11 protein-coding genes are annotated in these 12,899 nt (G+C 56.0%); 6 read left to right on the top strand and 5 right to left on the bottom strand.

Features of this window, described 5'->3' with window-relative positions:
• Window positions 1–11: 11 nt before the first annotated feature.
• The 3 genes from AC2FFA_RS20530 to iolC are packed head-to-tail and all read right to left on the bottom strand — an operon-like array spanning window position 12 to window position 2,662.
• Window positions 12–851: a class II fructose-bisphosphate aldolase gene (locus AC2FFA_RS20530; RefSeq protein WP_496853074.1), complete on the bottom strand. Its 840-nt coding sequence runs from the start codon at window positions 849–851 to the stop codon at window positions 12–14.
• The gene (locus AC2FFA_RS20525) at window positions 848–1,684 is read right to left on the bottom strand and encodes a 5-deoxy-glucuronate isomerase (protein ID WP_496853073.1); all 837 of its coding nucleotides are present in this window, start codon (window positions 1,682–1,684) and stop codon (window positions 848–850) included. Before AC2FFA_RS20525 ends, AC2FFA_RS20530 begins: the two co-directional genes overlap by 4 nt.
• 9 nt (window positions 1,685–1,693) lie before the next feature.
• Window positions 1,694–2,662, bottom strand: coding sequence for a 5-dehydro-2-deoxygluconokinase (gene iolC, locus AC2FFA_RS20520; RefSeq protein ID WP_299901430.1), 969 nt, complete (start codon window positions 2,660–2,662; stop codon window positions 1,694–1,696).
• A gap of 124 nt (window positions 2,663–2,786) precedes the next feature.
• Between iolC and AC2FFA_RS20515 the strand changes: the two genes are divergently transcribed.
• On the top strand, window positions 2,787–3,890 hold the full coding sequence (locus AC2FFA_RS20515) for a Gfo/Idh/MocA family protein (RefSeq protein ID WP_496853072.1): 1,104 nt from the start codon (window positions 2,787–2,789) through the stop codon (window positions 3,888–3,890).
• Between the two features lie 37 nt (window positions 3,891–3,927).
• Window positions 3,928–5,061 (top strand): Gfo/Idh/MocA family protein, encoded by a 1,134-nt coding sequence (locus AC2FFA_RS20510; protein WP_496853101.1) that lies wholly within the window; start codon window positions 3,928–3,930, stop codon window positions 5,059–5,061.
• Here AC2FFA_RS20510 and AC2FFA_RS20505 read toward each other — a convergent pair whose 3' ends face one another.
• Both AC2FFA_RS20505 and AC2FFA_RS20500 read right to left on the bottom strand, forming a co-directional pair.
• Window positions 5,062–6,060 carry a LacI family DNA-binding transcriptional regulator gene (locus AC2FFA_RS20505; RefSeq protein WP_299639828.1) on the bottom strand — a complete coding sequence of 333 codons (999 nt, stop codon included), beginning with the start codon at window positions 6,058–6,060 and terminating at the stop codon, window positions 5,062–5,064.
• Window positions 6,061–6,603: 543 nt separating this feature from the next.
• A complete protein-coding gene (locus AC2FFA_RS20500) occupies window positions 6,604–7,608 on the bottom strand; it encodes an AraC family transcriptional regulator (RefSeq protein ID WP_496853071.1) in 1,005 nt (334 codons plus the stop codon).
• Between the two features lie 142 nt (window positions 7,609–7,750).
• On the opposite strand from AC2FFA_RS20500, the gene AC2FFA_RS20495 reads away from it, so the two are divergent.
• Genes AC2FFA_RS20495 through AC2FFA_RS20480 form a run of 4 tightly spaced genes read left to right on the top strand, consistent with a single transcriptional unit; the run spans window position 7,751 to window position 12,405 of the window.
• Window positions 7,751–9,148, top strand: coding sequence for an amidohydrolase family protein (locus tag AC2FFA_RS20495; protein WP_496853070.1), 1,398 nt, complete (start codon window positions 7,751–7,753; stop codon window positions 9,146–9,148).
• A 25-nt stretch (window positions 9,149–9,173) separates the two neighbouring features.
• Window positions 9,174–9,938 (top strand): DUF3299 domain-containing protein, encoded by a 765-nt coding sequence (locus tag AC2FFA_RS20490; protein ID WP_496853069.1) that lies wholly within the window; start codon window positions 9,174–9,176, stop codon window positions 9,936–9,938.
• Entirely contained in the window at window positions 9,935–11,113 is a 1,179-nt protein-coding gene (locus AC2FFA_RS20485; RefSeq protein ID WP_496853068.1) for a carbohydrate porin, read from the top strand. Before AC2FFA_RS20490 ends, AC2FFA_RS20485 begins: the two co-directional genes overlap by 4 nt.
• 50 nt (window positions 11,114–11,163) lie before the next feature.
• On the top strand, window positions 11,164–12,405 hold the full coding sequence (locus tag AC2FFA_RS20480) for a membrane dipeptidase (protein ID WP_496853067.1): 1,242 nt from the start codon (window positions 11,164–11,166) through the stop codon (window positions 12,403–12,405).
• The last annotated feature ends 494 nt before the right edge of the window (window positions 12,406–12,899 follow it).

Raw genomic sequence — 12,899 nt, 5'->3', positions numbered from 1 at the left:
GATTGGGCATCTCACCTTTGCGGCGGGGCGCCAAAGGCACGGATCACGGTGCGGGCAGCGGCCTCAACCGGGTCGTGTGTTTCCTTCAGGATCGTGACGCGGTCAAATCGTTCAGGATCACGATTGACGGCTTCACGCATGGCATTTCCGAATGCCATACGCAGCTCGGTTCCTATGTTGAACTTGCAGATCGAGGTCTCGCGCGCCAGCTTCATACGCTGCTCTACCGGCACACCGGACCCGCCATGAATGACCAAAGGCACTTCGGTTACGGCATCGATTTCGGCGACACGCGCCTCATCCAGGCCACCTTCTTTGTTTTGCTGCAAGTGAACATTGCCAACCGAAATCGCCATCGCGTCGACACCGCTTTCGCGTGCAAACTTCGCGGCTTCTTCGGGGTCGGTGCCGTTTGATCCTTCACCACCGGAATACCCCACAAAGCCGATCTCTCCTTCGCATGAAATCCCGGCTGAGTGGGCCATCTCAGCAATCGCGGCGGTTTCATCTATGTTTTGCTGCAAGGGCTTGCGTGATCCGTCAAACATCAGCGACGTAAAACCACTGTCGAGGGCGACCTTGCAGTCCTCGAACGTGTAGCCGTGATCCAGATGGGCAACGACCGGAACCGAGGTGTTCTCGGCGAGATACCGGAACATCTTGCCCAGAACGGGCAGCGGTGTGTGCTCACGACAGCTGGGACCGGCTTGCAAAACAACCGGTGCATTTTCCGCCTCGGCCGCGGCCACATAGGCGCGCATGTCTTCCCAGCCCAGCGTCACGAGCCCGCCCACGGCATAGCCTTGTTCATAAGCGGGTTGCAGGACGTCTTTCAGTGTGACGAGGGTCATTTGAACTTCGCGATCATGTCTTTGATGCCCGGAATGGTCTCGATCTGATAGGCATGGGTGGGTTGGAAATACTGCACCAGCGACCGCTGGGTCAGCCCGCCGAGGATGGTGAAGTAATACATCTCGTATCCCGGCAGCACGCAGCAGGGGTGATAGCCCTTGTCGATGCAGATCGTGGAGCCATCGACGATATGGTAGGCATCGCCGGGTTCGTTGTCCTCGCGCTGCAACATCTGCAGGCCCGAGCCCCAGTTGGGCTTGAAACGGAAATTGTAGGTTTCGTCATGCCGGGTCTCGTCCGGCAGGCGGTTGGTGTCGTGCTTGTGACTGGGAAAGCCCGACCAGCCGCCCTGACCCTCGGTAAACAGCTCGCTGACCAGCAGGCGGCCGACCTTGTCATGCTGTTTCTGGCCGAGGATGTGCTTGATCTTGCGATGCGTCTTGGTGTCATCGCTGCCATATTGCACCAGGTCGTGTTCGCGCACATCGAACGGGTCCAGCACCTTGTCGTATTTGGAGCCGGCCACGAACACCTCGGCCGTCTCCGAGACGCAGACCATCTGCGCCCTGACCCCCGACGGCACATAGGCGCCTTCGGGCTCGCCATCCCATACGTCCTCGCCCCGTTTGCCCAGATGGGCAAAGCGCACGCCCTCGACATCCACGTCGACGCTGCCGGTGGCAGGCACGATGCAGGTCTCATAGCCCGGGACCTGGTATTCGAAGGCCTCGCCCTTTTTCAGTTTTACGATGTTGAAATAGTTCAGTGGGACAGTTGGATCATCTGCGTCGACGATCGGTTTGTTCTGGTTATCGTAGGGCGCGATATGCATGGAGTTCTCCTATGTGGCCGGGCCGGGATGAGAAGCGAGGAACGCGTCCAGTTCCGGGGTCGTCGGCATGGCGGGCGCGCAACCGGGATGCGACACCACGATCGACGCGCAGGCCGAACCGCGCATGACGGCGTCTTTCAGATCGTGCCCTGCGGCGATCGAAGCCAACAGACCCGCCATGAAACTGTCGCCAGCCCCGTTGGGTTTGACAGCAGTGACCGGGTAAATACCTGTTCGAAGTTCTTGCCCGTCCACCAAGGTGACAGCGCCTTTTTCACCCATCTTGTAGATGATGATCCGACCGGGTTTTTCAGCAAGTTCCCGGGCCTTGGCAAAACCCTTTTCGATGCCGCCGGCCATGAACCCGAACTCTTCGTCGTTGCCGACGATCAGGTCGCTGGCGTCACCAGCCCGCGACAGAACTTCGGCAGCCACCTCGGGTGAGGGCCAGCTGTAGGGGCGGTAATCGATATCGAAGATGATCGGCAGGCCTGCGTTCCGGGCGTTCTCAAAGGCCCGGAATGTAGCGCTGCGCGACGGTTCGGACGCAAAGACCGTCCCAGCCGAGATGATTGCCGAGAATGATGAATAATCGACCCTGTCCATATCCTCTTCGGTGACTTGGAAATCAACGGCCCCATTACGATAGATCACATTCTGAAAGTTCTCGATCCGGCTTTCGTACACGGCCAGAGACATGCGGTATTCGCCGCCCAGAACGCGGATATAGGATGTGTCCACACCGTAATGCCGCAACCGATTCAGACAGAACCGTCCGATCGCATCATCCGAGACGGACGTGATCAGCGACGCCTCACTGCCCAACTTAACTAACCCGGCACAAATATTCGCGGAAGACCCCCCAAGGTCGGCATGAAACGTGTCGGCATCCTCGCTTCTGACGCCGATCGGGTCGGCGTACAGGTCCATACCTGCACGACCCAGAACGGCGAAGCGGTTTCCTTTGATACCATCCATCAAAGCGCTCAAGTTTTGTCCTCCGGCAGAGTGGGGTCGGCAAAGTTTGGACCTTGCGTTGAATCGATTCACACGATACTGATTTTGCAACCGGTTGCAAATGATATGTTCGGAGCCGTTGCAGATGCCTGAAATCGGAATTGGAATCGTCGGCGGCGGCTATATGGGCAAGGCCCATTCCGTAGCCATGTCTGCGGTCGGTGCAGTGTTCAACACGGCATTGAGACCCCGACTAGAGGTCATTTGTTCGTCCAGCCCCGATAGCGCTGAACGATACAGGACAGCCTACGGGTACAAACGCGCGACTCACGATTGGCGTGTATTGGTTGAGGACCCACAGGTCGAGGCAATCGTCATCGCCTCGCCTCAATCCACGCATCGTCAGATTGCCGAAGCGGCTTTTGCACTGGGCAAACCGGTTCTGTGTGAAAAGCCATTGGGCGCGTCGCTTGCGGACAGTCAGGCTATGGCTGCTGCTGCCGAGGCTTCGGGTGCGGTCAACATGGTGGGGTTCAACTATATTCGCACGCCCGCAAGCCAATTCGCCCGCCAGCTGATCGCCGACGGAGAGATTGGGGATGTCACTTGGTTCCGGGGGGAGCACACCGAAGATTTCTACGCCGACCCGCGAGCTCCGGCGACCTGGCGCACGACGGGCATGGCCAATGGCACTATCGGAGATCTGGCACCGCACATGGTCAACGGTGCGTTGGCACTGGTTGGACCCATCGCACAGGTGATGGCGGATGTTGAAACGGTTCACAAAACCCGACCTGGTGGTGAGGTGACAAACGACGACCACGCCCAGATGATGTGCCGGTTCGAAAACGGGGTTATGGGCAACCTGTATTTCAGCCGCGTCGCGACGGGGCGGAAAATGGGCTATGCTTATGAATTATCTGGAACAAAGGGCGCTATCCGGTTCGATCAGGAAGACCAGAACGCGCTGTGGCTGTATAAGCGGGAAGGGTCCGAAGCCACGCGCGGGTTTGTCAAGATCCTGACCGGCCCGGCGCATCCGGATTACGAGCCTTTCTGCCAGGGTCCGGGCCACGGAACGGGCTATCAGGACCAGATCATTATCGAGGCCAAAGATTTTCTGCAGGCCATCCATACCGGAAAAGCCACTTGGCCCTCTTTTCGCGACGGGCATGAGGTCAACCGCGTGCTTGCTGCCGCGTTGGCGTCGTCAGATCAGCGGCAGTGGAAAGACATCTGCGATTTCTGATCGCTCAACCTAAAAGCTTTAATGAGAGACAATGACCATGGTTAAGTTGAGATGGGGCATGATCGGTGGTGGTGAAGGCAGTCAGATTGGTCCCGCGCACCGCTTGGGGGCACAGGCTGACGGGCTGTTTGAATTTGCCGCTGGCGCGCTGGATCACCGGCCCGAAACCGGCCGGGAATACGCGCAGCGATTGGGTGTTGCCACCGATCGCGCCTATGGAGACTGGCAAGAGATGCTGGCAGGCGAGAAAGACCGTGAAGACCGGGTTGACCTGGTGACCATCGCCACACCCAACTCGACCCATTTCGAGATTGCCAAGGCGTATCTTGAAGCAGGCTTCAATGTCCTGTGTGAAAAGCCGATGACCATGACCGTGGAAGAGGGTGAGGAAATAGTCCGCGTTGCCGAAGCATCGGGAAAGATCTGCGCGGTGAACTACTGCTATTCCGCCTATCCCATGGTACGTCAGGCCCGCGCCATGGTGCGCGCGGGCGAAATCGGACAGGTGCGTCTTGTGGTGACCAATTTCAGCCATGGCCACCACGGGGATGCCACCGATGCCGACAATCCGCGTGTGCGGTGGCGCTATGACCCTGCGATGGCAGGCGTTTCCGGGCAGTTTGCCGATTGCGGTATTCACGCACTGCATATGGCCAGTTTTATCTGCGATGATGAGGTGAAGACGCTTTCGGCCGATATGGCCTCAACGATCGCAAGCCGGGAGCTGGAAGACGATGCAATGATCAACTTTCGTATGGAATGCGGCACAGTCGGGCGTCTTTGGACATCCTCTGTGGCGATCGGGCGCCAGCATGGCTTTGACATACAGGTCTTTGGCGAAACCGGCGGGCTGCGCTGGGCGTCTGAGCAGCCCAACCAATTAATCTATACACCCGTTGGTGGGCGTACACAGATCATAGAAAAGGGCGAGGGCGGTCTGCATGGCGAAGCTCAGCGCCTGTCACGTGTCGCCATCGCGCACCCCGAGGGGTTCCCACTGGCCGTCGCCAATATCTATTGCGATCTGGCGGATGCAATCCGCGGTGAAAGCCGGGATGGGCTGCCCGATGCTGCTGATGGTGTGCGATCGATCGCCGCCGTTCACGCGGCTGTTGCTTCGGGCAAAGCAGATGGCGCTTGGCATGATGCCCGCCCGCCAATGTTTCGTTGATCAGACGCGGGGCCGTAGAGTGCCCCGCTCAATCACCCGGCAGGGGAAAATTCGGGCTTCGGGATAACGCTGAGGCTCTTTCAACATCTCGACGACCAGATCCACGGACGAAGTGATGATCTGCTTGATCGGCTGATGGATGGTGGTCAGGTTGATATATTCCCAGCGCGACATCTCCATGTCGTTTAGGCCGATGATTCCGATATCGGTGCCCGGTTTCAGCCCGTGATCGGCCAGCGCTGACAGCGCCCCGATCGACAGGATGTCATCGCCGCAGAAATAGGCCTGCGCCGGATCACCGGCCAGCAGGCGCAGCATCTCGGCCCGCCCCGCTTCGAAGGAATAGGCCCCGGCGAAGGAGTGGCTGACCGGAATCTGCGGATGGCCGGCCATTTCTTCAATGAAGCCCCGTTGCCGGTCCAGGGACGAGGTCGCATCCTGCGGCCCGCCCAGATAGCCCACACTGGCATAGCCCCGCGCGACCAGCTCGCGCGCAGCCATGCGTCCGCATTCCACGTTGTCGATCCCGACCACATGGACTTCGGGTGAGGTGGCAGACCGACCGAACGTGTGCACCACTGGTACACCCGCATCATGAAAGGCCTTTGCAAAACTGGGCGGTAACGTCGAGGATGCCACGATAGCTGCATCAACCGAGTATTGGCGCAGCATTCGGACAGAGTTGGCAGGTTCGGTTTCGTCCGTCAGGTTCACGATCAGCGGGCGCAGGCCGCGTTCCTGCAGGGCGCGTGTAAACTGATCGAAGACTTCCAGGAATATCGGGTTGTGAAAGTTGTTCGAAATCAATCCGATCAGTTTGGTGCGCCCGGTCGTCAGAGACGACGCCAGGGCATTGGGACTATAGCCCAGCTCACGGGCCGCCTTTTCAACCTTGCTGCGCGTTTTTGCAGAAACCGAGGCACCTTCGGTAAAGGTGCGCGACACGGCGGATCGTGAAACGCCGGCCAAAGCGGCCACGTCTTTCAGAGTTACACTCACGCCGGGGAACTCCGATAGTAGTGGGGCAGGGAAACAGATAAGTGTGGCATTGCTGGTGCATTATGCATCATCGATCTCGACTTGCAATCGGTTGCAACTGCGCCTCGGCATTTCGATATTGTTTGAATGCTGATGCTTTGACGGGAGAATGGTGGGTGATGAGAGACTCGAACTCCCGACATCTTCGGTGTAAACGAAGCGCTCTATCCTAATCCGCACGTGCAACAAGGTGCTGTTCTCCACTGCCGCAACCAGCACTATCTTGGAGAGATGTCTAGTGTTGTCAGTGGCTTGAAGGTCGCACAATCTTCTGGACGTATCAAGATCATATGACATCTTTCTTAGATCAGGTCTGTCGCTGATCGAACTGAAACAAAGAGTTGGTGCAGCGGTGGCGCAGCGCTGCATGCACCGCCGCAGGGGCTATGGGGGCAATTGTCCCTCTGTGATCCTTAGATAGGGGCTCCAAAAAGTGTGTTGCAAATCCTTGTCGGCCCGCACTTGGTGTGTAATGGAAAAGCAGTCCAAGTATTCGCAACGTAACTATACACCGTGGCGGTACTTGGTCGGTGTCATTCCGGTTTGACTTCGGAAAAAGCGAGTGAAATGGGACTTGTCGGAATAGCCGAGCATCAGACCAATCTCCGCAATTGTCATCTGGTCTTCTTTGAGGTGCTCTTTGGCGACATCGACACGCAGCCGTTTGATTTCACGGGGTAGGGTTGTGCCTTGTTGCTGAAGCGCTTTCAGAAACCGTTCCGGTTGTATTCCCAGCATTCCAGCCACCATCTCAGGTCCCAAATCGGTTTCATCTAGTTTGTCGCGTAAGACAGAGCGCAAAGCTGCCACCACGGTTACTTCTTCCTCTTGTTGAGGTGAAGCTATGGGCTTGGCAGAGCCCTCAGAGACAAGGTGCAAAAACAACCATCCCACAGGAAAACTAATTTGCATTCCGGGATCAGTCCCAAGGCCAACCTCGATCCCTTTGTAGTCGATAGGCAGCCCATTGATGTATCTGCTTTCCCATCGCACACGCGAAGAATCCCAGGAATCTCCGACTACGGTCTGCAATAGGCGTACATAGATTGCGGCACCAAAACCGGTCACCTGAATGGGTGGGACAGTTGGTTCCTGTTGCCTCTCGATACGATAAGTCGCCTTGCCTGCTTCAATCACAAGGCTGTGCCGCACAGAATTGGACTCCTGCGGGACGAGCTCAACAAAGCGAGTGAAAAACTCGAAAAGCGTTTTTGTAGATTGCAAGGCTTGAGCGAAGGGCGGCCATCCTTGTAGGTCAAACGCTTCCCCTACATTCAGTCCTAGGTATCGATCCCCTGATACTTCTGAGAAGGCATTCACTAAACCGTAGACCAGCTCTGAGTGAACGAACACGGATGGGTCAGACAACAGTTCGGGTTTCAATCCGACCTGGTCCAATGCTGGTTGCGGATTGATCTTGCGTTCGGTGAGGTATTGCAAAAACGGAGCAGCTAAGGAGAGGCGAATAAAGCCCTCGCTATGCTCTTGAGAGGTGGAGTTGAAAGGCAAGCTCGTCACCCTTGTGATGATTGGTCGATTTATTCAGTGGCCATTTTTACGAACACATCCGAACATGCTAATTCAAAAGTGGCAACCGACCCAAGATATTTCGGACTACAGTTTGCAAAACACGAATATGAAGGGAGTACTTATGTCCGGTCTACGAATGTCGCTTTGCTCGACAGTAATTGTCGCTGCAGGTCTTGCTTTTTCAGCGTCCGCGCAGGCTCAGGATCAAGAAGACCCCCAAACGTTGTTTACCAACGTGCACATCTTCGATGGCGTGAATGAACAGCGTATCGAGAATGCCAGCGTATTGGTCGAGGGCAACCTGATCAAGGCCGTCTCAACCGATGCGATCGATGCCCCCAATGCCACAGTCATTGACGGAGAGGGGCGGACACTGACCCCCGGGTTTATTGAATTGCACGCGCATCTTATGCTGATGGGGCCGACCTTGCCCGCGATGGAGGCCAACACGACCTGGGAGGACTTTGCCATACACGGTGCACGGATGGCCGAGATGTATTTGATGCAGGGTTTCACCACTGTCCGGGATGCTGGTGGCGCTAATGGCGGACTACGTAGGGCGATAGACTTGGGGCAAATCGAGGGTCCTCGTTACTATCCATCCGGGGCGTTTATCGGAACACGTGGTGGTCACGCTGACTTCGCGAATTTCACGGCACCACCTGGTTCGGAGACAAACATGGGTCGGCTGAACATGGCTCAGGAAGTCAGTGGTGTTGATGACGTCTATAAATACGCACGTAACAACTTTCGTATGGGCGCGACGCAATTGAAATTCATGCAATCCGGTGGTGTTGTGTCGGCATTCGACCCTTGGCAATTGCTGGCCGGGTCGCCCGAAGAAATCAGAGCCGCCGTCCAGGTCGCGAATGAATATGGCAGCTATGTCATGGCGCATTCCTATCGCAAGGAAGCAATCCTGAGTGCGCTCGACGCAGGTGTTATGTCAATCGAACATGGTTTTTCTTTTGACTGCGAAATTGCTGAAGTCATGAACGAGAAGGGTGCGTACATTACAACAAACCTAACGGCATTTGACCCCGGCCTTCTCGACATTCCGGCTGTGGCGGATGTTCCGGCGAGCTTGGCCAAGGCAAAGTCTGCCTCGGCCACATTTGCAGGCTACATCGATAATATGAAGGAATGCCCGGTGAAGCGAGGGTTCCAGACCGACTGTGTTGGTTCGGTTGAGGCATGCAATATCCAGATCGCCTACGAGAAGCATCTGAACAATGAATTTTTTGGACCCTATACATCCATGGTCACGCTGACATCGACGGGCGGTGAGGTGGTCGCATTGTCGGGTGACTTTATGAACCCGTATACCGCCGGCAAACTGGGCGTGATCGAAGAAGGCGCCTATGCGGATATCCTGCTGATCGACGGTAATCCACTTGAAGACCTCTCGGTTATCGGCACAGGTGATCAGTGGTTCGGCGCCGACCCGAGGCCTGAAAGCCCAGATACAATCCGCCTGATCATGAAGGACGGTGTAATATACAAGAACACACTGGAATGAACAAAAAAGCAGCCGGAGAGCCTTAATGCGTTATTGGTTTCGCTTCGCCGTATTCGTCGGGTTGATCTGGTGCGGCCATCCCGCCATGGCAGCGCCGGGAACGGCAGTTGACTGGGCGGAACTGCCGGACCCTTCTTCGCAAGTCTTTGAAGACCCCTATCGCGATCTAAGCCCCGAGCAATTTGACGATGTCCTCTTTGTCGTACGCTTGCGCGGCAGGTTGAAGCAGGATGCTGGCAGCGCGGAAGAAAGGCAAAAATGGCAAGAGCTTCTGACCGAGACCGAGGACGCTTTGGCAGCAGATGGTATTGATGTCGGATGGCTACTCGATCAGCGGGAGGTTGTGAAAGAACGGCGAAGAAAGGCAGGAACGAACGGAAATCCGCAATTCGATGGTCAAACAATCACACTCGCGGGCTTTGCCATTCCGGGCCCGAGTGATCCGGACGGTCGGCCTGTGGCGTATTTGGTGCCAGAGCGAGGGATGTGCAGTCACATGCCTCCACCTCCACCCAACCAGATGATCCGTGTACGGTTGAATGGGGACTGGACGCCCAGTTACTTCCACGAACCCGTTCGGCTGACCGGTATGCTGACTATCGATCCTTCTGTTCATAATATGATGGTTGTGGATGGCCTCATGCCTATGAATGCGACTTTCCAGTTGGAAACGGAACGTGTCGAAACTCTGGAAACCGAGGCAGACAGGCTGGAATGGAAGCAGCGTTCCGCTGATCGTATCCGAGCGGCGGGCAATCGCAAGACCGGCGGGGCAAAGGCGTCTGAATGATTAGACTTCTAGTTGCCGCATTGAGCATTGCCTTCGCTGGTGCAGCGTCGGCTCAAGGTCTGTCCGGGCCATCTTCGGTCGAAGCTGATCTAGAGCCCGGGGATGGGCTAACCGATCCGCAATACCGTTCCGATTTTCCGCGCAACATCGCACCGGGTTGGTTTCAGTGGAAAGACCGACTGGCCGAGGAAGGGTTTCGCTTCAATATCGATTACTTGGCATTGGGCCAATCCACGAATGCTGATCTGGGAACCGGCGAAGCGGCAAGCGGAATTGCACGTTTCTACGGCAGTTGGCAGGCAACTGAACGCGGCTCTCTGACATTCAAGATCGAAGACCGGCACAGTTACACCGATGTTGCCCCGCAGTTTCTTGGGCTGGATGGCGGAGCACTTTCGATCACTGGGACAGCCTTCAACGATAATGGTTTGCTGCTGACCAACCTGTTCTGGACGCAAAGGGCCGAGAACGGCGTGTGGACGCTGCAAGTCGGGCAGATTGATGTAACGGACTTTTTGGATACTTATGGGTTGGTAAGCCCCTACAGTGGTTTCCAAAACCTGTCTTTTAGTACCAATCCGACAATTAACACGCCCAACCAAGGTCTTGGCATTGCCGGTGGGGTAAAGCTGAGCGAAAACTTCTACGCTGTTGCCAGCGTCTCAGACGCAAACGCCGACCCGTCTGATCCAAATTTTGATGTGTTTAGCGATGGCAATCTCTTCAAATCACTCGAATTTGGTTACACCTCCGGCTTTGATCGCATCTACTTCGACAACATCCATTTGACCCTCTGGCATGCGGATGCGGCTGACGATGGCAGTCGAGCGGAAGATTACGGCGCTGCGTTCTCTGCCGCATGGTTTGTTGACAATAAGTGGATGCCGTTCTTTCGGGCTGGGGCCTCAAAGGGGACCGTAGCACTATATGACCGGTCCGTCTCTGCGGGTCTGGGCTACTATGGTCGCAACACCGATTTGGCAGGACTGGGCCTTAACTGGGCCGAGGCAAGAGGCATAGACGGTGACCAGTTCACGCTCGAAGCATTCTATCGGTTCTCAATCTCGCCCGGATTGCAGATCACGCCATCACTGCAGTTCATTTCCGACCCGCTGCTGAATCCCGCTCAGGATAGCATTACGCTGTTCGGCCTAAGAACCCGGATCGTTTTCTGAGGTGGATCGAAAGTGTCAGCAAAGATCAAAACAGTTAGGGAGGTTCTGTCATGAAGACCCTGTTGGCCGCATGCGCTATAGCGATCAATTTTGGTGGCGCACTACACGCCAGCGAGGAAAGCAAGACTTGGGATGCGTCAGAAAAGGCGAAGCAATTCGTGCAAGACACAATCGTCCTCGGCATGTTGGCCAGCCCCTACGGCACTGGTTGGACCGACTACGACCAGCTTCATACCTACTTCGCGCGGGCGCGGGACAACGGCATTACGGGACACGAGATGACGCTGGCTGCTGCGGATATGTCGTTTGAAACCCTGCTAGAGCAGCACTACCACTTTCGCTCGGCCATGGCGCAGCAACCGGAAAACTACCTGATCGTCAATGAAACCCGAGATATCGAAGCCGCCCATATCCAAGGCAAGACAGCCGTCATCTGGAACAGCCAAACCGCCACAATCCTGAATGGCGATCTTAAGAAAATGGCATTGCTAAAGGATATGGGGATCAAAAGTATGATCCTGGCATACAATGATTTTTTTCGAACCGGATCGGGGCAGTTGGCGGCCTATAACGGGCGCGACATTGGTCTTACGCCTTGGGGGAAGTCGGTCATCGATGAAATGGTGCGGTTCGGCATCCTGCTAGACCTAAGCCACACGGGCTCCAAAACGGCCAACGACGCCATGGACTACATGGATGAAAACTATCCCGGCGTGCCATATGTCTATACGCACTCTGTCCCAGCTGGGCTTTATGCGAACGAACCCAATGCCACGACACGCGGTTGTTATCGGGCCATTCCCGACGACGAGGCGCTGCGTGCAGCCAAATCGGGCGGCTATATTTCTCCGACCTTCACCGAATGGATGATGGACGGTGTTTGGCCCGAGGATATCTCACCCGAGCAAGCTGCTGATATGATCGACTACTATGTCCAACTTGTGGGGGTCGACCATGTTGGGATCGCGACAGACGACATGTTCTCGACTGAACTAGTCGTACAGTTCGCAACTGCAAACGCAAGCATGTACGACGACGGCGGCTACATGATCGATGCGTTCAACAAAGGGGCGACTGGCAACGGTGAACTTGCCAAAATCCTTACGGCGATTACCGATGACCTTTGGGCGAGGGGTTGTTCCAATGAGGACCTTGCGAAGATTTATGGCGGTAACAAGATGCGAGTTTATGCGCAAGTTTGGGAGGGCAAACCGACCGAACTATTTCTGAAAGAGTACCCCGAGCGTCTGCGCCTAAGGCAAGAGCTTCGTGATGGGTTCTATTCGCGTTAGATTATTGGGGGCTTACCGAAAGAAGACAGATTACTTCCCGCATGGGCGAGGCTTACGCCCCGCCCTTTGCTAGATTGTCTCGTTTCCAAAGAGGTTGAACGTTGCTGTAGTGGCAAAGTTCGATGAGGTGTTCCAGAGACCGGGCAGCCGAGAGGGGGGTAATGTGATCCACTTCCCATTGACCATACCGATCCCATGTCATGCCGTCTGAGAACTGGGCCTCTATGTGCAGCGTTAGTGTGTCCTTAGAGCAGCCGATAGGATTGGAGGGTCTCGCTCGACCCATCAGCACTTGTCCTGATCGGTTCAGTACCGACCTGAACATACGGTAAGAGGGATCGGCTGCCCGACATCTCCGATCCCGCTCCACCGTTTTCTTAGCGTTGCACTGCACGCATTGGCGATTGCTGACGTACCGCTCGGCCATGTGCCCATACTTACACGGACGACCTGTCCAGAAACGAGAAAGGCCGCGCAGGGCGGCCTCTTCATGA

It is taken from the genome of Ruegeria sp. YTSB088, assembly GCF_059609825.1.
Note: the sequence above shows the minus strand (reverse complement) of the source record. Positions and strands in the feature narration are given on the sequence as shown.

Coding starts and splice junctions, on each gene's coding strand:
- AC2FFA_RS20530 (WP_496853074.1), bottom strand. CDS start 851: ATGACCCTCGTCACACTGAAAGACGTCCTGCAACCCGCTTATGAACAA.
- AC2FFA_RS20525 (WP_496853073.1), bottom strand. CDS start 1,684: ATGCATATCGCGCCCTACGATAACCAGAACAAACCGATCGTCGACGCA.
- iolC (WP_299901430.1), bottom strand. CDS start 2,662: ATGGATGGTATCAAAGGAAACCGCTTCGCCGTTCTGGGTCGTGCAGGT.
- AC2FFA_RS20515 (WP_496853072.1), top strand. CDS start 2,787: ATGCCTGAAATCGGAATTGGAATCGTCGGCGGCGGCTATATGGGCAAG.
- AC2FFA_RS20510 (WP_496853101.1), top strand. CDS start 3,928: ATGGTTAAGTTGAGATGGGGCATGATCGGTGGTGGTGAAGGCAGTCAG.
- AC2FFA_RS20495 (WP_496853070.1), top strand. CDS start 7,751: ATGTCCGGTCTACGAATGTCGCTTTGCTCGACAGTAATTGTCGCTGCA.
- AC2FFA_RS20490 (WP_496853069.1), top strand. CDS start 9,174: ATGCGTTATTGGTTTCGCTTCGCCGTATTCGTCGGGTTGATCTGGTGC.
- AC2FFA_RS20485 (WP_496853068.1), top strand. CDS start 9,935: ATGATTAGACTTCTAGTTGCCGCATTGAGCATTGCCTTCGCTGGTGCA.
- AC2FFA_RS20480 (WP_496853067.1), top strand. CDS start 11,164: ATGAAGACCCTGTTGGCCGCATGCGCTATAGCGATCAATTTTGGTGGC.